The organism is Pseudomonas oryziphila (genome assembly GCF_003940825.1).
In the GTDB taxonomy this organism is placed as follows: domain Bacteria; phylum Pseudomonadota; class Gammaproteobacteria; order Pseudomonadales; family Pseudomonadaceae; genus Aquipseudomonas; species Aquipseudomonas sichuanensis.
Genome location: NZ_CP034338.1, coordinates 3,184,038 through 3,201,184 on the forward strand (window position 1 = coordinate 3,184,038; position 17,147 = coordinate 3,201,184).

Sequence of the window (17,147 nt, forward strand, 5' to 3'; positions counted from 1 at the left end):
AGATGAGGTTAATCGTGCACTAGACGGCCAAATTGGCATGCATCGTTCTACAAATGGAACAATCCGACCGCGCCGGCGAACTGGCCGGTACAGCCGGCAGAGGTATCAGACCCCCTGTGCCTCGGCCTGCTCATGGGCCTGGCGCAAGCGCTCGCGACTGTTGCTCAGGTGCAGGCGCATGGCCATTTTCGCGCCTTCGCTGTCGCGCCGGGCAATGGCCTCGTAGATGGCTTCGTGCTCGTGCATCAGCCGGCCCATGTAATGGGCCTGGTCGTCATGGGCCAGGCGCGCGGAGTTGAGGCGGGTGCGCGGGATGATGCTGGTGCCCAGGTGATTGATGATATCGGCGAAGTAGTGATTGCCGCTGGCCTGGGCGATGCGCAGGTGGAACTGGAAGTCCGCCGAGACCGCGTCCGAGGCGTGGGCCGCGCCTTCGTTGAGCTCGTCGAGAGCGGCGCGCATGCCGGCCAGCTGCTCGTCGTTGCGCCGCTGCGCGGCAAGCCCGGCCGACTCGATCTCCAGGGCGATACGCAGTTCCAGCACCGCCAGCACTTCGCGCAGGGTGACAACGGTGGCCGGATCGATACGGAAACCGCCGGCAGTCGGCGCGTCCAGGACGAATGTGCCAATGCCGTGGCGGGTCTCGACCTGGCCGGCAGCCTGCAGCCGCGAAATGGCTTCACGCACCACGGTACGGCTGACGCCTTCCTCGACCATGATCTGCGATTCGGTGGGAAGCTTGTCGCCGGGTTTAAGCTGGCCACTGCGAATGCGCTCGGTCAGCACCGTGACCAGTTCCTGCGCGAGACTGCGCGGCTTGCGCCGGGTGCGTGGCTGTACCTGCTGCTCTGTCATGCCCTGTACATCTTGTGGTGAAAGACAGGCGTGATGATAGCGCATGCGGTTGTACGATCACATACGTCCACTGGGGATTTCACCTCTCATCACCTGCTGGTAAGCAATGGGATGTTATCGAATGCTGGCGAAATGCCCTGCCATGGCGCTAGGCTGCGCGTTTGCCCATGCCCACCAAGGAAGGAACCTGCATGAAGACATTCGATCGCCTGTTGCTCGCCAGCGGCTTGCTGATCCCGTTCTGGCTGCTGATCGGCGTCACCCTGACCGCCAAGGCCTACCCCGGATACAGCCACCTGCAACAGGCCATGAGCCAGCTCGGCGCGGTGGACGCCCCCACCCACACGCTCTCGCCATGGATCAACAACTTCCCCCTGGCATTGCTGTTCGCCCTGTTTGCCTGGGGCCTGGCGCGACGTTGGCGACAATCCAGGCTGGCGCAGCTGAGCGCGCTGCTGATCCTGCTGCACGGCGTGGGCAGCCTGGGCACCGGTTGGTTTGCCTGTGATGCGGGCTGTGCGCCGGTGGCACCTTCGCTGTCGCAACAACTGCACAACCTCAGCGGCTTGCTGATGTTCCTCTCCCTGACCCTGGCCTGCGTGCTGTGGATCGGCCTCGGCCAGCGCCTGGCCCGATCGCGCGGCCTGGCCTGGTGGTCATTGCTGTGCGCCGTGCTGGCGGTGGTCACGGTGCTGCTGATGGCGCGGGCGGCCGAGAGCGGGGAACTGTTCGGTCTGTACCAGCGCCTGAACTACGGGGTCTCGCTGCTGTGGCTGGCGGCCCTGGCCCTGGTGTCGCTGCGAGCCAGCCGCCACAACCCACTGCGCATGGCCATCGTCTGACGGCAAATTGCTGGCCCCCAGGCGGTTGAAGTACGGGCAAACTCCGTTTTCCTTCAGACGCTTAGGACAGCAACATGCGGGTATTTCTAGCAAGCGTAGCCGGCTGCCTGTTGGCCGTCGCCACCTTCGGCGCCCAGGCCCGGGCACTGAGCCAGAACGATCGCCAGGTATGCGGCTGGGGCGCGCAGATCGCCGCCGAGGCCCAGCAGGCCAAGCTTTCCGGAGTCACCTTGTACGCCACGCGCAAGAAGCTGCAGGCCCGCAAGTTCGCCAAACCCTGGATGCGCATGACCGCCTTCGGCATCACCGAGCAGACCTACAACAGCCGCTCGCAACTCAAGCCGGCGGCGATCAAACAGACCTACTTTGAGCAGTGTGCTCAGCATGCGCTTGCGAAGAGATAAATGCTTATAAATCAATAAGTTATAAGGATATCTGAAAGCGATTTATCCAGATTCTCCACGCTCAGTGTCAATCTGGATAAATCCTTTAAAAATCAATTATTTACAGAGTAAATACAATTTAATATCGAGGATCGTGCCGCCATGGCGCTCCATCCTTGAAACAGGCCTCGAGCCACGCCTTGAACGCCCGCATCACCGCCGTGTTCAGCCGCGCCGAAGGCCGCACCAGGTAGATCCCCGCGGCCACATCCAGTTGCCACTCCGGCAGTACCCGCACCAGCCGGCCGGCCCGCAGGTCCTCGACCATCAACCAGTCGCCACCGGCGATAATCCCCACGCCCCGCCGCGCCGCCTCGAGCAGCGCCTCGTTGTCGTTGCCGCGCAGGCTGCCAGCGACCTTGACGCTCGCCTGGCGACCGCTGGCGGTGAGGTGCCATTCGGGGAACGAACGCAGCCCACTGAAGCCCAGGCAGTTGTGGCTGGACAGGTCGCCCGGCAACTGCGGCGTGCCATGCCGCGCCAGGTAGCCAGGCGCGGCGCAGAGGATGCGCAAGTGCTCGCACAGCTTGCTGGCCACCAGGCGGTTGTCGGCCAGCTCGCCAATACGGATGGCCGCATCGAAACCCTCACCCACCAGGTCGACGAAACGGTCGGCGTACTCAGCGTCAATCGTGACCTGCGGGTGGGCCAGCACGAAGTCCGCCAGCAACCCGCTCAGCCAGCGCCGGCCCATGGCCGCCGGCAGCGCCAGGCGCAGACGGCCGCGCACCTGTGCGGCGCCCAGTGCAGCCTCCTGCTCGGCCTCGTCGATCAAGCGGCTGGCATGGCGCAGGCGCTCCACCAGGCGCTCGCCTTCGTCGGTGAAACGCAACTGGCGGGTGGTGCGTTCCACCAGGCGGATGCCCAGACGCTGCTCCAGCGCACCCAGGCGCCGGGACAGCACCGAAGGGTGGCGCTCCAGCTGGCGCCCGGCGGCGGCGAACGAACCCTGTTCGTGCAGGGCCAGCAAGGTGGCGAGTTCGTCGGCGCGACGGCTGTCGAAGGGGTCCATGGCAAGGCTCATCCGGGGTCAGGGGGTAAGGATCAGCGCTCCCTCCGACCGGCCCAGTTCCAGGTCTTCATGGGCCTTGGCCACATCGGCCAACGGGTAGCGGCGCCAGATCCGCGGCTGGATGATACCCGCGGCCAGCGCAGCCAGCACGCTTGCCGCGCGGGCCTGGTACTCCTCGGCGGTGCGGGTGTGGGCGGCCAGTGACGGCCGGGTGACGAACAACGAGCCCTTGGCATTGAGCGTGGCGACCTCGATGGCTGCCGGCGCGCCGGAACTGCCGCCGAACGACACCAGCAGACCGCGCGGGCGCAGGCTGTCCAGCGAAGCTTCGAGCGAAAGGCGCCCAACGCTGTCGTAGACCACGTCCACGCCCTCCCCGGCGGTCAGCTCGCGCACCTCGGCGGCCAGGGTGGCGGCATTGAACCGCAGCACGTGGTCACACCCTGCGGCCTTGGCCCGGGCCACGCTCTGTGGCCGCGATACCACACCAATGACGGTCGCCCCCAGGTGTTTGGCCCAAGGCACCATCAACTGGCCAAGCGCTCCGGCGGCGCCATAGATCAGTACCCGCGTCCCGGGGCCGACCGGGTAGGTGCTGGTCAGCAGGTACTGGGCGGTGATGCCCTTGAACAGGGTCGCGGCGGCCTCCTCCTCGCCCAGGCCCGCCGGCAGCTTCACCAACCGCTCGGCCGGGTACAAGCGTGCGCTGGCGTAGCCGCCAAGCGGGCCGGTGGCATAGCCCACAGAGTCGCCCACCTTCACATTGGTGACGCCTGCGCCTACTGCGGCCACCCGCCCGGCGCCCTCCAGGCCCAGGCCGCAGGGCAGCGGCAACGGCGCGCCGCCCTTGCGCTGTAGGACGTCCAGCGGGTTGACCCCGATTGCGGTCTGTTCCAGCCATACCTCGCCGGGGCCGGGTTGTTGTACCGGCAGGTCCTGCAGGTGCAGGACTTCGGTGCCGCCGGTCTGCTGCAGGACTATTCGCTTGGCCATGTTCGTTTCCTTGGGTGATTGCAAAGTCAGGCTCAGGCTAGAGTGCTGCAATGGATCGAACAATGAGGCCTGGTGCAGATGATTCGTGCACTTGAAACAGTAATCGCTCGAATGAGCGTGCCGGTGATCGCCGCAGTGGCGCTGACCACGGCCGAGCGATCAGCGCTTGCGCGCCACCACGCCGTACAGCATGTCGCCGATATAGATTCCGGTACTGGCCTGGCGCTCAGCATCCAGCCGTGACTGCAGGGTTTCGATCCCTACCTGGCGGGCACTGGCCACGCCCTGTTCGATAATCCGCGGCAGGCAGGCGCGCACGATATCAGCCAGGGCGTAGCGGCTGTCGGGCGTCTGCACCAGGCATTCGGCGCGCAGGTCCTCCACCGCAAGCCCGGCCTGGCTGAAGATACGGTGCAGGTTGAAGCCGATGTGCAGGTCGGCGCCCTCTTGCGCCAGCATGCGCTGCAGCCACTGCTGGGCCTTGCGGTGCAAGGGGAAAGGTTCGAGGCTGGCCGGCGTCAGGCTGGCGTCGTGCTCCTGGAACACCATCACGCCACCTGGCAGCAGGTGCCGGGCCAGCCCCCGCACGGCCTTGAGCGCATCCGCCTGGTACATCAGCACCCGGCGCCCGACGATGGCGTCGAACAGCCCCAGCGAAGCAGGCAGCGCGTGCAGATCGGCGTGGATGAACTCAGGTGGCGCAGCGCCCTTCGGCACCTCGCGTTGCCGGGCGATCTCCAGCGCCCCGGTCGCCTGGTCAACGCCCACCACCGCGCCATCGCCATCCACCAGGCGGGCCAACAGCAGGCTCACATCGCCGCTGCCGCAACCGACATCCAGCACACGCATGCCAGGGCCGATTCCGGCGTCGAGCAACAACCGCGTGGTGAAATCCGCTTTCGCAAGTGCCATGCCATGCTCCTTAGCGAGGACGTGCCAGTGTGCCGAGCAACGGCCCCCTGACACAAGGCGGATCTGGCCTATCCTTGTGCCACCCGCGCCCATCGGAGCCCTTGCATGCCAGCCCCACAAGACCCGCTGCTGCGCAGTTGGCAGCACAACGCCCAGGCCTGGATCGACGCCGTGCGCGGCGGCGCCATCGAGTCCCGTCGCCAGGTTACCGACCAGGCCATGCTCCTCGCCGTGCTCGGCCGGCAGCCGGCGCGGGTGCTCGACCTGGGCTGTGGCGAAGGTTGGCTGTTGCGGGCACTGGAAAACCGGGGTGTCGAAGCAGTCGGGGTGGATGGCGACGCAACCCTGGTGGCTGCCGCGCATGCGGCGGGTTCGCCCGCGGTACACCTGGCCACCTACGAGCAACTGGCCGCGAGGCAGGTGGACATCGGCCACGACTACTCGCTGGTCTGCGCCAACTTCGCCCTGCTGCACCAGGACATCATTCCATTGCTGACAGCCCTGCACGGACTGCTGCAAGCGCAGGGAACGCTGGTGATCCAGACCCTGCATCCGTGGACAGCCGCCGCCGGCGACTATCAGGATGGCTGGCGCGAAGAAACGTTCTGCGGGCTCGATGGCGACTGGCAACCGATGCCCTGGTATTTCCGTACCCTGGCCAGCTGGTTGAAGGCGCTGCAGATGGCCGGCTTCAGCCTGCTCGAACTGCAGGAACCGCAACATCCGCAGCAGCGGCTGCCGCAGTCGCTGCTGCTGGTTGCGCAACGCACCTGACAAGGCGCCAGGGCGTTCCGTTTGCGACAGCAAGCGCCCCGGCGTCTTGCTCCACCCCCGTGCCTGCCGCTAGCCTGCGCAGCCCTGCCCCGGACGGACCCTGCTGCCCATGCAACCCCGCGACCTTGCCGCCTACCTGTTCCTGGCCATCGCCTGGGGCTTTTCTTTCCTGGTCATCCTCAAGGTGGTGCATGCCTTTGGCTGGGTGGGTGCGGTCAGCCTGCGCGCACTGATCGCCGCAGGCACCCTGGCCGCGCTGGCCGCCCTGCTTGGCCGTACGCTGCGCCTGCGGCCACTGCTCAGGCCGCTGCTGGTGGTGGGCGCTACCACCGTGGCCGGGCAACTGATCGGCCTGTCCTATGCCACACCGCGTATCGGCACCGCCATGGCGGCGATTATCGTCGCGACCATTCCGCTGTTCTCGATGATCATCGGCCGCCTCTGGGGGCTGGAGAAGATCAGCCTGCAAGGGCTGGCCGGGCTGCTGCTGGGCCTGCTCGGCATCATCCTGCTGGTAGGCTTCCCGGCACAGGAGGTCAACGAAGACTTCGTCCACGGCTGTATCGCCTCGTTGGGCGGCTGCCTGTGCGCGGCGTTCGGCAGCAACTACGCCAGCCTGCACTTGCGCGGCCAGGATCCGTGGACAGTGACTGGCGGCGCATTCCTCGCGGGCGGCCTGCTGACCTTGCCGTTGCTGGTGCTGGTCCCGGTGCCGAGCGTTCCGCAGGCCGCGGACTGGCTTTACCTGGGCATCAGTGGCGCGGTGATGAGCGCCACCACCTACGTCCTGTATTTCGGTCTGGTGGCCCGCATCGGCGCCACCCGCACCATCAGCGTCGAGTTCGTGGTGACCTTGGTCGCCGTGCTGGTCGGGGCGCTGTTCCTCGGCGAGGCGCTGAGCTGGCTGCAAGCCTTCGGTGGCCTGGTGATCATGTTCGGCTGCATGCTGGTGCTTGGCCTGTTGCCCGGCAAGGGCCCACGCCTGCCCAGTTGACTCGGCCGCCAGGTTACTCCCGGGCGGAAACGGCCTGCACGGCTGGGTCTTGCGGCGGCGTCAGACGCAGCACACGGTCGCGACCACCCTCGGCAAGCAGGTAACCGCCGCTGCCGTCGGGCACGATCGCCTGCGGTGCCTTGAGAAAACTGAGCACGGTATGGCGCGATCCATCGCCGTCGACGCGCAGCAGCCGGGCACGGTGGGTGGAGTCCTCGCTGATCCACAGGCCGCGTGCATCGCAGAGCAGGAACGTCGGGTTGCGCAAGCCTTCGACCACCACGGGGTCCTGGCCATCGTCGCTGAGCGCCCGAATCTTGCCGCTGGCCTTTTCGGTGTAGAGCAGGCGCCCGTCGTTGCAACGGGTCAGCCCTTCGGTTTCGGTCAGGCCCGAGCGCAGCACATCCAGCTGGCCGCTGCGCCAGTCGTAGCGCATCAGCCGGCCATCACCCTTGCGGTCTTCGATCGCGTAAAGGTGTTCGCCATCGTTGTACAAGCCCTGCACATTGTTGCCTTGGAACAAGGGCATGACCTGGCCATTGCGCGACAGGCTGACCGGCGCCTCGCCCACCTCCTGGCTGAACACCCAGCCGCCTTCCACGGCGACCATGCCATCGGGTTTGGACAAGCCTTCGACCAGCACCACACGGTCGCCGTCGGCGGTGATCTTGATGATGCTGCCTTTGCCACCGTTGAGCTCACGGCTCACCAGCAGGCTGCCATCCAACTGCGGCAACAACGAGGCAGCCTTGTCGACCTCGCCGTGCAGCAACTGCACACGCCAGCCATCAGCGGCCTGCACCGGGTAGAAACTTTGCCAGGCGAAAAAACCCAGGGTGCTGGCCACCAGCCCTGCACCGACGGCCAGGGCCAGGCGGGCACTGCGCTTGCGCAGAACATGCATCATTGATCGAGCTCCTGAAAGTGGCGCGATCGTAGCAAGGGGATGTGAAAAAAATGTCATGGCTCAGTGACCGGTCGGTCACGACAAAATAAATGGATATAAAAATAACAAAACAATCTAACTGAATGGAATAAACAAATTGAAATAGCCCCTGCCAGCTCCGTAGGCTGGAGCCACGCTTTTCCGCCTATTCAAGGAGCCCTCACCGTGCCTTCCCGTGCCTTCTCCCCCCTGCGCCGCCTGCTGATCGGCGGCCTGCTGGCCAGCGTTGCCAGCGCCCTCCTGCCTTGGTCCAACGCGGTTGCCGACGATGGCAAGACCCTGCGTATCGGCTACCAGAAGTTCAACAGCATCAACATTCTCAAGGGCAGCGGTGCCCTGGAAAAAGCCCTGGCGCCCCAGGGGGTGAAGGTCAGCTGGCATGAGTTCGCCGCCGGCCCACAGCTGCTCGAAGCGCTGAGCACCGGCGCCATCGACCTGGGCCACGCCGCCGACGCGCCTTCGGTGTTCGCCCAGGCCGCCGGCAAGCCGGTGGTCTACCTGGCCGCCGAGCAGCCCTACCCGCGCGGCATCGGCCTGGTGGTGCGCGAGCAGGACCAGATCACCTCGGTCGCCCAGCTCAAGGGCCAGCGCGTGGCCACTGGCCGCGGCTGGAACGCCCAGTACCTGCTGGCCGTGGCCCTGGAGCAGGCCGGCCTGAGCTACCAGGACATCACCCCGGCCTACGTCAACAACGCCGCCGATGCCGTCGCCGCGCTGCAGTCGGGCAGCGTGCAGGCAGTGACGCTGTGGGACCCGTTCCTGGCTGCCGCCGAAGCGCAGCCGGGCCTGAAGAACCTGCGCGACGGCAGCGGGCTGTCCAACAATCGCACCTTCTACCTGTCCACCGCCGACTTCGCCGACCAGCACCGCGCGCTGCTCAAGACCTTCTTCGGCGAACTGGCCAAGGTCAGCCAATGGGCCAACGCCCAGCCTGGCGAGGTCGCCAGCCTGCTGGCGCCGCAACTGGGGATCGGTGCCGACGTGCTCAAGACCGCCAGCGAGCGGCGTAACTACAACGCCGTGGCCATCACCCCGCAGATCGTCGCCGAACAGCAGAAGCTGGCCGACACCTTCCAGGGGCTGGGGCTGATCCCGCGCAAGTTGAATGTCGCCGAGGCGGTTTATCCGGCCTCTGTGCTGCCCTGACAGGGATGCCTTGCGAGGTGATTGGGGTGGGACCTCCAAGTGTTCGACGAGAGGCTTTCTGCGCCTGTGAGATCGAGCGCCGCCCGCGCGGCGCATCGCTGGCAAGCCAGCTCCCACAGTTTGTTTCGGGCCAATTATGCCTGTGAAAGTACCGGCGCCTGCTTTGGTGCATGCCTTGAGTCATATGGGGCGGCGGCAACGCCCACACTGAAACCGCGTCGTACCAACAAGGCGGATAGCGAAGAACTTACAGGAGTAACTGGCCCGAAACAGATGTGGGAGCTGCGGTTCGCCGCTGCGACTTGCCAGCGATGCGCCGCGCGGGCGGCGCTCGATCTCACAGGCGCTGCAACCCTTTCGCCGAACCCTCGCAGCCCTCACACAATCTCATTCAAAGACCTTGCAGGGCATGGCCCTGACAAGGAGGTAACGATGCCCCGCCCGATCCGCTTCAACGCCTTCAGCATGAACGCCGCCAGCCACCAATCGCCCGGCCTCTGGCGCCATCCACACAACACCAGTGTCGCGTTCAACCGCCTGGACTACTGGACCGACCTGGCCCGGCTGCTGGAGCGCGGCCTATTCGACGCGCTGTTCATCGCCGACGTGCTGGGCATCTACGACGTCTACCAGGGCGGCCCCGAGGCAGCCCTGCGCGGCGGCGTGCAGGTACCGGTCAATGACCCGCTGCTGCTGGTGCCGGCCATGGCCGGGGTCACGCAGCATCTGGGCTTCGGCGTGACCTTTTCGTTGACCTATGAGCACCCGTATCCCTTCGCCCGGCGCATGTCTACCCTCGATCACCTGAGCAATGGCCGGGTCGGCTGGAACATCGTCACCGGCTACCTCGACAGCGCCGCGCGCAACCTGGGCCTGCCCCGGCAGCTCGGCCACGACCAGCGCTATGACCTGGCCGAAGAATACCTGCAGGTGCTGTACAAACTCTGGGAGCAAAGCTGGGAAGACGATGCGGTGCTGCTGGAGCGCGTAACCGGGCGCTATATCGAGCCCAGCCGGGTACACCCGATCAACCACCACGGCGAGCACTTCCAGGTGCCCGGCATGCACCTGTGCCAACCCTCGCCACAGCGCACCCCGGTGCTGTTCCAGGCCGGCGCCTCGGCACGCGGCCAGCAGTTCGCCGCACGGCACGCCGAGTGCGTGTTCATCAGTGGCCCGACGCCCGCAGTGCTGCGCCGCTATGCCGACGGCATTCGCCAGGCCAGCGAGGTAGCCGGGCGCGGGCGTGACGAGGTGCTGATCTATGCGCAGGCACTGCTGATCGTTGGCGCTACCCGCGAGCAGGCCGAAGCGCGCTTCGCCGAATACCGCCGCTACGTAGACCTCGACGCCGCCCTGGCGCTGCTGTCGGGCTGGACCGGCATCGACTTCGCAGGCCTGGACCCCGACGCGCCCATTGAGTATGTAGAGAATGACGCCGGCCGCGCCGCCCTGGCGGCGTTCACCGCCGCCGACCCGAACCGCCGCTGGACCGTGCGCGAAGCCGCTGAGTTCGTCGGCCTGGGTGGGCGCGGCCCAGTGCTGGTGGGCAGCGCCAGCGAAGTGGCCGACCAGCTGGAGCAGTGGCTGGACCAGACCGGCATCGACGGTTTCAACCTCACCTATGCGGTGCAACCGGACGATCTGGCCCATGTGGTCGAGCTGTTGGTGCCCGAACTGCAACGCCGCGGCCGCTACCCCACCGCCTACAACGATGGCACCTTGCGCCACAAGCTGTTCGGCAACGGCGACCGCTTGCCGGCGGAGCATGTCGGCCGCCAGGTACGCATTCAGTAAGCAAATACCCGGTATTTCAACATTTAATTTGTGGATGGCGCGGACAGGCTCTTATGCTGTCCCGGCATCCCCTGCACGCACCGGCCGGTGTGGTCAAAGGCATGGGGAGAGAACAACAAGTCGAGACCGTTCATGTCGAAACCATCCTACTTCGCCCCCCACGGTGGGCACCCGGCTCAGACCGAGCTGCTGACTGACCGTGCCATGTTCACCGAAGCCTATGCCGTCATCCCCAAAGGCGTGATGCGTGACATCGTCACCAGCCACCTGCCGTTCTGGGACAAGATGCGCATGTGGGTCATCGCTCGCCCGCTGACCGGTTTTGCCGAAACCTTCTCGCAGTACATCGTCGAAGTCGCCCCGGAAGGCGGCAGCGAGCGCCCTGAGCTGGACCCGAACGCCGAAGCGGTACTGTTCGTGGTCGAAGGCCAGATCGACATCACCGTCGAAGGCAAGCACCACACCCTGGTCCCAGGCGGCTACGCCTTCCTGGCCCCGGGCGCCGAGTGGAGCCTGCGCAACAACAGCCAGGCCAACGTCACCTTCCACTGGCTGCGCAAGCACTACCAGAAAGTCGAAGGCCTGCCGGTGCCGGAGTCGTTCGTCACCCATCGCGACAACGCCACCGTCATCGAGATGCCGGGCACCGAAGGCGCCTGGAAGACCACCCGCTTCGTCGACATGGCCGACATGCGCCACGACATGCACGTCAACATCGTGACCTTCCAGCCGGGCGGCGTGATCCCGTTCGCTGAAACCCACGTTATGGAACACGGCCTGTATGTCCTGGAAGGTAAAGCGGTGTACCGCCTGAACCAGGACTGGGTCGAGGTCGAGGCCGGCGACTTCATGTGGCTGCGCGCCTTCTGCCCGCAGGCCTGCTACTCCGGCGGCCCGGGCCCGTTCAGCTACCTGCTGTACAAAGACGTCAACCGCCACGTGCACCTGACCCTCAACCCGCAGCGTTGAGTTCAGGTTGATGTTTGCAAAGCCCGCCTTAATGGCGGGCTTTGTTTTTGTGGCCATACTTGCAGCTTGCCTTTGCTGCGGCCACCGATCATGCCCCTCTCCCGCCTGCTGCTTGCCCTGCTGCTGTCGCTACCGGCCCCGCTGCTGGCCGCCGACGACTGGCAGCTGGCCTATGACCGCGAAGGTATCCGCGTCTACCTGAGCAGCGTCGCCGGCTCCCCCTACCAGCAGTTCCGTGGTGTCAGCACCATGAATGCCAGCGTGCGCACACTCACCGACCTGCAGGAAAACCTGCGGGTGGCGTGCAAATGGCTGTATGCGTGCGAGCAGATGCGCCTGCTGGACGTGGAAGGTGACAGCACCTGGGTGTACCTCACCACCAACCTGCCGTGGCCCACGCTGCCACGTGACATGGTGCTCAAGGTCAGCACCGAGCGGCTGGACGACGGTACGCTGGTACGCCACCTCAGCGCCGACCCTGGCAGGGTGCCGGAAGAACCGGGGCTGATCCGCGTAAAGCGCATCAACGGGGAATGGATCATGAAGCCGGTGGGTGCAAAGCGGACCGAGGTGACCTATCAACTGCAGGCTGATCCGGCCGGGGATGTACCGGGCTGGCTGGCCAACCGATTCGTGGTGGATGCGCCAGTGGTGACGCTGCGCACGTTGCGTGCGGTGGCCGAACGGCAGCGTTGAGCGCGGGACCAATTCAAGGGTCCATGAAAGCATCGCGGGGCAAGCCCGCTCCCACGCCAAACGTTGATGTTGGCGTGGGAGCGGGCTTGCCCCGCGATCAGTCACGAAGCAGACCTTGGGGTGATCCGTTGGTCAGTCAGCCAAACGCCAGGTAGTGGCGCCTTTGCTGTCTTCCAGCACCACACCCATGGCAGTGATCTGGTCACGGATGCGGTCCGACTCGGCCCAGTTCTTGTCGGCTCGCGCCTGCAGGCGCGCCTGGATCAAGGCTTCCACTTCGGCAGCGTCGACCTTGCCTTCGGCCCCTGCGCGCAGGAAGTCGTCGGCGTCCAGTTGCAGCACACCCAGCACATCGCCCAGCTCACGCAGACGACCAGCCAGGCCGGCAGCGGCCTCCGGGTCGCTTTCACGCAGACGGTTGATCTCGCGCACCAGGTCGAACAGCACGGCGCAGGCTTCGGGTGTGCCGAAGTCGTCGTTCATCGCGGCGCTGAAGCGCTCGACGAACTCATCACCGCCTTTGGCCGCCACCCGCGGCAGACCGCGCAGGGCGTGGTAGAAGCGCTCCAGTGCGCCTTTGGAGTCGCGCAGGCTGTCTTCGGAGTAGTTGATCGCGCTGCGGTAGTGGCTGGCCACCAGCAGGTAACGCACCACCTCCGGGTGGTACTTGTCGAGCACGTCGCGGATGGTGAAGAAGTTGTTCAATGACTTGGACATCTTCTCGCCATTGATACGGATCATGCCGCAGTGCATCCAGGCGTTGGCGTACTGCTTGCCGGTGGCCGCCTCGCTCTGGGCGATCTCGTTCTCGTGGTGCGGAAACTCCAGGTCACTGCCGCCGCCGTGGATGTCGAAGCTCTCGCCCAGGCAGCAGGTGGACATCACCGAGCACTCGATATGCCAGCCCGGACGGCCAGGGCCCCAGGGCGAATCCCAGTAGGGTTCGCCCGGCTTGACGCCCTTCCACAGCACGAAGTCCAGCGGGTCCTGCTTGGCTTCGTCGACTTCGATGCGTGCGCCGATGCGCAGGTCTTCGATCTTCTTGCGCGACAGCTTGCCGTATCCGACGAACTTGCCGACACGGTAGTACACGTCGCCATTGCCCGGAGCGTAGGCGTAACCCTTGTCGATCAGGGTCTGGATCATCGCGTGCATGCCGGGGATATGGTCGGTGGCACGGGGCTCCAGGTCGGGCTTGAGGATGCTCAGGCGGCGCTCGTCCTCGTGCATCGCGTCGATCATGCGCGCGGTCAGGGCATCGAACGACTCGCCGTTCTCGTTGGCGCGGTTGATGATCTTGTCGTCGATGTCGGTGATGTTGCGCACATAGGTCAGCTCATAGCCGCTCTTGCGCAGCCAGCGGGTGACCAGGTCGAAGGCCACCATGCTGCGGCCGTGGCCCAGGTGGCAATAGTCGTACACGGTCATGCCGCACACGTACATGCGCACCTTGTTGCCATCGAGCGGCTTGAAGGCTTCCTTGGTCTTGGTCAGCGTGTTGTAGATGTTGAGCACGGCGGTTCCTCAGCTACCCCAGGAGTCACGCAGGGTGACGGTGCGGTTGAACACCGGGCGACCCGGCTGGCTGTCTTTCAGGTCGGCGCAGAAGTAGCCTTCGCGTTCGAACTGGAAACGGTCTTCAGGCTGAGCCTGGCCCAGCGATGGCTCGGCGCGGCAGCCGGTCAGCACCTGCAGCGAATCGGGGTTGATGTTGTCGAGGAAGCTGCCGCCGTCTTCGGTCTTTTCCGGGTTGGCGGAGCGGAACAGGCGGTCGTACAGGCGCACTTCGCACTCGACGCTACCAGCGGCCGGCACCCAATGGATCACGCCCTTGACCTTGCGGCCTTCGGGGTTCTTGCCCAGGGTGTCCGGATCGTACGAGCAGCGCAGCTCGACGATGTTGCCGTCGGCGTCCTTGATCGCCTCGTCGGCGCGGATCACGTAGCTGCCGCGCAGGCGCACTTCACCGGCCGGCTCCAGGCGCTTGTAGCCCTTCGGCGGCTCTTCCATGAAGTCGTCGCGGTCGATGTACAGTTCGCGGGCGAACGGCAATACGCGTACGCCCATGTCTTCCTTGGGGTGACGCGGCAGTTCGAGCTGCTCGACCTGGCCCTCTGGATAGTTGGTGATGACCACTTTCAGCGGGCGCAGCACGCACATGGCGCGCGGCGCGGTGCGGTCGAGGTCGTCACGGATGCTGAACTCGAGCATCGCCATGTCGACCACGCCGTCGGAACGGTTGGTGCCGATCATTTCGCAGAAGTTGCGGATCGATGCCGGGGTGTAACCACGGCGGCGGAAGCCCGACAGGGTCGACATGCGCGGGTCATCCCAGGCGCTGACGTGCTGCTCGTCGACCAGCTGCTTGAGCTTGCGCTTGGAGGTGATGGTGTAGTTCAGGTTCAGGCGGCTGAACTCGTACTGGCGCGGGTGCGCCGGTACCGGCAGGTTGTCGAGGAACCAGTCGTACAGCGGGCGGTGGCCTTCGAACTCCAGGGTGCAGATCGAGTGGGTGATGCCTTCGATGGCATCGGACTGCCCGTGGGTGAAGTCGTAGTTCGGGTAGATGCACCACTTGTCACCGGTCTGGTGATGGTGTGCATGGCGGATGCGGTACAGGATCGGGTCGCGCAGGTTCATGTTCGGCGAGGCCATGTCGATCTTGGCCCGCAGCACGCGCTCGCCGTCCTTGAACTCGCCGGCCTTCATACGGGCGAACAGGTCGAGGTTCTCTTCGACGCTGCGCTCACGGAACGGGCTGTTCTTGCCCGGCTCGGTCAGGCTGCCACGGTATTCCTTGGCCTGATCAGGGGTCAGGTCGCAGACATAGGCCTTGCCACGCTTGATCAGTTCAACGGCCCAGTCGTGCAGCTGGTCGAAGTAGTTGGAGGCATAGCGCACCTCGCCGGCCCAGTCGAAGCCCAGCCATTTCACGTCGCTCATGATGGCGTCGATGTATTCCTGGTCTTCCTTGGCCGGGTTGGTGTCGTCGAAGCGCAGGTGGCAGACACCGCCGAATTCCTTGGCCAGGCCGAAGTTGACACAGATCGACTTGGCATGACCGATGTGCAGGTAGCCGTTGGGCTCTGGCGGAAAACGGGTGACGATGCTGCTGTGCTTGCCCGCGTCTAGGTCGGCCTGGATGATCGGCCGCAGGAAGTTCACAGGGACGGCGGGGGCGCCTTTGGCAGCGGCGTTGGGCGCGTTGTCGGCAGTGGGCTTGCTCATAGTGTCCTTGAATGCAGGTAGCTGGCCTGGGTAGGCCGATTGAAACAAAGGGCCTATCATAGCCGAAGCAGTCAAGCTGCTGACAGCCGGGCGCAGACAAACTGACGCGATTTGCGCAGCTATTTGTCGCAGCCGCCGGTCTAAACCGGCAGAATGGCCGCCGCGCACCTTGTGGCATGTGCCGCGGCCTGCTGATCCTGCGTCAGCTAACCCGAGCGCCCTGCGCCCCCTATTCCCGATGCCTTGAGAGCGAACTTAAGCATGTCCAAAGTCAAACTGATCACCAACCACGGCGACATCGTCATCGAGCTGAACGCCGAAAAAGCCCCGAAAACTGTTGAGAACTTCGTTCAATACGTAAAAGAAGGTCACTTCGAAAACACCGTGTTCCACCGTGTGATCAAGGGCTTCATGATCCAGGGCGGTGGCTTCGAGCCTGGCATGAACCAGAAGAAGACCCGCGCCAGCATCCAGAACGAAGCCGACAACGGCCTGAAGAACGACAAGTACACCATCGCCATGGCCCGCACCATGGAGCCGCACTCGGCCTCCGCGCAGTTCTTCATCAACGCCTCCAACAACGACTTCCTCAACCACAGCGGCAAGAATGTCCAGGGCTGGGGCTACGCCGTGTTCGGTAAAGTGACCGAAGGCACCGAGGTTGTCGACGCCATCGAAAAAGTCGACACCGGTTCCAAATCGGGCCACCAGGACGTACCGAAAGAAGACGTGATCATCAAGAAAGCCGAGATCATTGAGTGATTCTGCTGATCTCCGATCTGCACCTGCAAGAAGAACGCCCGGACATTGTCCGGGCGTTTCTTGATCTGCTCGACGGCCGCGCCCGTCACGCCAAGGCGCTGTACATCCTTGGCGACTTCTTCGAGGCATGGATCGGCGACGATGCCATGACCCCGTTCCAGCAGTCGATCTGCCAGGCCCTGCGCCAACTGAGCGACAGCGGCACGGCGGTGTACCTGATGCACGGCAACCGCGACTTCCTGATCGGCCAGGCTTTCTGCGAAGCCGCCGGCTGCACCCTGCTGGCCGACCCCAGCGTGGTCGAGCTGGGTGGCGAGCAGGTATTGCTGATGCATGGCGATACCCTGTGTACCCGCGACCTGGCATACATGAAGCTGCGCCGCTACCTGCGCAATCCGCTGACGCTGTGGATCCTGCGGCACCTGCCGCTGTCCACGCGGCACAAACTGGCGCGCAAGCTGCGTAGTGAAAGCCGCTCGCAGACACGTATGAAGGCCACCGAGATCGTCGACGTGACCCCGGAGGAAGTGCCCAAGGTGATGGCCGCCCATGGCGTACGCACCCTGGTGCATGGCCACACGCACCGCCCGGCGATCCACAAGCTGGTGGTCGATGGGCAACCGGCGCGGCGGATCGTGCTGGGCGATTGGGATCGGCGTGGCTGGACGCTGCAGGTGGATGAACAGGGCTTTCAGTTGGCCCCGTTCGATTTCGCCTGAACCCCTATCGCCGGCAAGCCGGCTCCCACAGGGATGATGTATGGCTTGCGTTCATCCGG

General features: G+C 65.0%; 17 protein-coding genes. 10 read left to right on the top strand and 7 right to left on the bottom strand.

Annotation, left to right across the window (positions count from 1 at the left end; all coding sequences use genetic code 11):
• Positions 1-105: 105 nt before the first annotated feature.
• A complete protein-coding gene (locus EJA05_RS14830) occupies positions 106-855 on the bottom strand; it encodes a FadR/GntR family transcriptional regulator (protein ID WP_125858824.1) in 750 nt (249 codons plus the stop codon).
• A gap of 191 nt (positions 856-1,046) precedes the next feature.
• Between EJA05_RS14830 and EJA05_RS14835 the strand changes: the two genes are divergently transcribed.
• Positions 1,047-1,697: a DUF998 domain-containing protein gene (locus tag EJA05_RS14835; RefSeq protein WP_125858825.1), complete on the top strand. Its 651-nt coding sequence runs from the start codon at positions 1,047-1,049 to the stop codon at positions 1,695-1,697.
• A 74-nt stretch (positions 1,698-1,771) separates the two neighbouring features.
• Positions 1,772-2,101, top strand: a complete 330-nt coding sequence (locus EJA05_RS14840) for a hypothetical protein (RefSeq protein WP_125858826.1) — start codon at positions 1,772-1,774, stop codon at positions 2,099-2,101.
• 118 nt (positions 2,102-2,219) lie between these two features.
• On the opposite strand, the gene EJA05_RS14845 is transcribed toward EJA05_RS14840, so the two are convergent.
• The 3 genes from EJA05_RS14845 to EJA05_RS14855 all read right to left on the bottom strand — a co-directional run bounded on the left by EJA05_RS14845 (position 2,220) and on the right by EJA05_RS14855 (position 5,057).
• A complete protein-coding gene (locus tag EJA05_RS14845; protein WP_125858827.1) occupies positions 2,220-3,152 on the bottom strand; it encodes a LysR family transcriptional regulator in 933 nt (310 codons plus the stop codon).
• Positions 3,153-3,170: 18 nt separating this feature from the next.
• Entirely contained in the window at positions 3,171-4,145 is a 975-nt protein-coding gene (locus EJA05_RS14850) for a quinone oxidoreductase family protein (protein WP_125858828.1), read from the bottom strand.
• Positions 4,146-4,304: 159 nt separating this feature from the next.
• Positions 4,305-5,057 carry a class I SAM-dependent methyltransferase gene (locus EJA05_RS14855; RefSeq protein WP_125858829.1) on the bottom strand — a complete coding sequence of 251 codons (753 nt, stop codon included), beginning with the start codon at positions 5,055-5,057 and terminating at the stop codon, positions 4,305-4,307.
• A gap of 105 nt (positions 5,058-5,162) precedes the next feature.
• Between EJA05_RS14855 and EJA05_RS14860 the strand changes: the two genes are divergently transcribed.
• Together EJA05_RS14860 and EJA05_RS14865 are read left to right on the top strand one after the other, a co-directional pair.
• Positions 5,163-5,831, top strand: a complete 669-nt coding sequence (locus EJA05_RS14860; RefSeq protein ID WP_125858830.1) for a class I SAM-dependent methyltransferase — start codon at positions 5,163-5,165, stop codon at positions 5,829-5,831.
• 109 nt (positions 5,832-5,940) lie between these two features.
• Positions 5,941-6,825 carry a DMT family transporter gene (locus EJA05_RS14865; RefSeq protein ID WP_125858831.1) on the top strand — a complete coding sequence of 295 codons (885 nt, stop codon included), beginning with the start codon at positions 5,941-5,943 and terminating at the stop codon, positions 6,823-6,825.
• Positions 6,826-6,838: 13 nt separating this feature from the next.
• On the opposite strand, the gene EJA05_RS14870 is transcribed toward EJA05_RS14865, so the two are convergent.
• On the bottom strand, positions 6,839-7,732 hold the full coding sequence (locus tag EJA05_RS14870) for an NHL repeat-containing protein (protein ID WP_125858832.1): 894 nt from the start codon (positions 7,730-7,732) through the stop codon (positions 6,839-6,841).
• Between the two features lie 204 nt (positions 7,733-7,936).
• Here EJA05_RS14870 and EJA05_RS14875 point away from each other — a divergent pair, with 204 nt between their 5' ends.
• The 4 genes from EJA05_RS14875 to EJA05_RS14890 all read left to right on the top strand — a co-directional run bounded on the left by EJA05_RS14875 (position 7,937) and on the right by EJA05_RS14890 (position 12,379).
• On the top strand, positions 7,937-8,917 hold the full coding sequence (locus tag EJA05_RS14875; RefSeq protein WP_125858833.1) for an aliphatic sulfonate ABC transporter substrate-binding protein: 981 nt from the start codon (positions 7,937-7,939) through the stop codon (positions 8,915-8,917).
• 432 nt (positions 8,918-9,349) lie between these two features.
• Complete coding sequence (locus EJA05_RS14880) at positions 9,350-10,714, top strand: LLM class flavin-dependent oxidoreductase (protein ID WP_125858834.1); 1,365 nt, start codon at positions 9,350-9,352, stop codon at positions 10,712-10,714.
• A 132-nt stretch (positions 10,715-10,846) separates the two neighbouring features.
• Positions 10,847-11,683, top strand: coding sequence for a bifunctional allantoicase/(S)-ureidoglycine aminohydrolase (locus EJA05_RS14885; protein WP_125464268.1), 837 nt, complete (start codon positions 10,847-10,849; stop codon positions 11,681-11,683).
• 90 nt (positions 11,684-11,773) lie between these two features.
• Positions 11,774-12,379: an START domain-containing protein gene (locus EJA05_RS14890; RefSeq protein ID WP_125858835.1), complete on the top strand. Its 606-nt coding sequence runs from the start codon at positions 11,774-11,776 to the stop codon at positions 12,377-12,379.
• Positions 12,380-12,511: 132 nt separating this feature from the next.
• Here EJA05_RS14890 and cysS read toward each other — a convergent pair whose 3' ends face one another.
• Both cysS and EJA05_RS14900 read right to left on the bottom strand, forming a co-directional pair.
• Positions 12,512-13,894 (bottom strand): cysteine--tRNA ligase, encoded by a 1,383-nt coding sequence (cysS, locus tag EJA05_RS14895; protein ID WP_110994409.1) that lies wholly within the window; start codon positions 13,892-13,894, stop codon positions 12,512-12,514.
• Positions 13,895-13,903: 9 nt separating this feature from the next.
• Positions 13,904-15,607 carry a glutamine--tRNA ligase/YqeY domain fusion protein gene (locus tag EJA05_RS14900; protein ID WP_125464271.1) on the bottom strand — a complete coding sequence of 568 codons (1,704 nt, stop codon included), beginning with the start codon at positions 15,605-15,607 and terminating at the stop codon, positions 13,904-13,906.
• A 261-nt stretch (positions 15,608-15,868) separates the two neighbouring features.
• Here EJA05_RS14900 and EJA05_RS14905 point away from each other — a divergent pair, with 261 nt between their 5' ends.
• Together EJA05_RS14905 and EJA05_RS14910 are read left to right on the top strand one after the other, a co-directional pair.
• Entirely contained in the window at positions 15,869-16,369 is a 501-nt protein-coding gene (locus tag EJA05_RS14905; RefSeq protein ID WP_125858836.1) for a peptidylprolyl isomerase, read from the top strand.
• Positions 16,366-17,088 (top strand): UDP-2,3-diacylglucosamine diphosphatase, encoded by a 723-nt coding sequence (locus EJA05_RS14910; RefSeq protein WP_125858837.1) that lies wholly within the window; start codon positions 16,366-16,368, stop codon positions 17,086-17,088. Before EJA05_RS14905 ends, EJA05_RS14910 begins: the two co-directional genes overlap by 4 nt.
• Positions 17,089-17,147: the final 59 nt, after the last annotated feature.

Coding starts and splice junctions, on each gene's coding strand:
- EJA05_RS14830 (WP_125858824.1), bottom strand. CDS start 855: ATGACAGAGCAGCAGGTACAGCCACGCACCCGGCGCAAGCCGCGCAGT.
- EJA05_RS14835 (WP_125858825.1), top strand. CDS start 1,047: ATGAAGACATTCGATCGCCTGTTGCTCGCCAGCGGCTTGCTGATCCCG.
- EJA05_RS14840 (WP_125858826.1), top strand. CDS start 1,772: ATGCGGGTATTTCTAGCAAGCGTAGCCGGCTGCCTGTTGGCCGTCGCC.
- EJA05_RS14845 (WP_125858827.1), bottom strand. CDS start 3,152: ATGGACCCCTTCGACAGCCGTCGCGCCGACGAACTCGCCACCTTGCTG.
- EJA05_RS14850 (WP_125858828.1), bottom strand. CDS start 4,145: ATGGCCAAGCGAATAGTCCTGCAGCAGACCGGCGGCACCGAAGTCCTG.
- EJA05_RS14855 (WP_125858829.1), bottom strand. CDS start 5,057: ATGGCACTTGCGAAAGCGGATTTCACCACGCGGTTGTTGCTCGACGCC.
- EJA05_RS14860 (WP_125858830.1), top strand. CDS start 5,163: ATGCCAGCCCCACAAGACCCGCTGCTGCGCAGTTGGCAGCACAACGCC.
- EJA05_RS14865 (WP_125858831.1), top strand. CDS start 5,941: ATGCAACCCCGCGACCTTGCCGCCTACCTGTTCCTGGCCATCGCCTGG.
- EJA05_RS14870 (WP_125858832.1), bottom strand. CDS start 7,732: ATGATGCATGTTCTGCGCAAGCGCAGTGCCCGCCTGGCCCTGGCCGTC.
- EJA05_RS14880 (WP_125858834.1), top strand. CDS start 9,350: ATGCCCCGCCCGATCCGCTTCAACGCCTTCAGCATGAACGCCGCCAGC.
- EJA05_RS14885 (WP_125464268.1), top strand. CDS start 10,847: ATGTCGAAACCATCCTACTTCGCCCCCCACGGTGGGCACCCGGCTCAG.
- EJA05_RS14890 (WP_125858835.1), top strand. CDS start 11,774: ATGCCCCTCTCCCGCCTGCTGCTTGCCCTGCTGCTGTCGCTACCGGCC.
- EJA05_RS14900 (WP_125464271.1), bottom strand. CDS start 15,607: ATGAGCAAGCCCACTGCCGACAACGCGCCCAACGCCGCTGCCAAAGGC.
- EJA05_RS14905 (WP_125858836.1), top strand. CDS start 15,869: ATGTCCAAAGTCAAACTGATCACCAACCACGGCGACATCGTCATCGAG.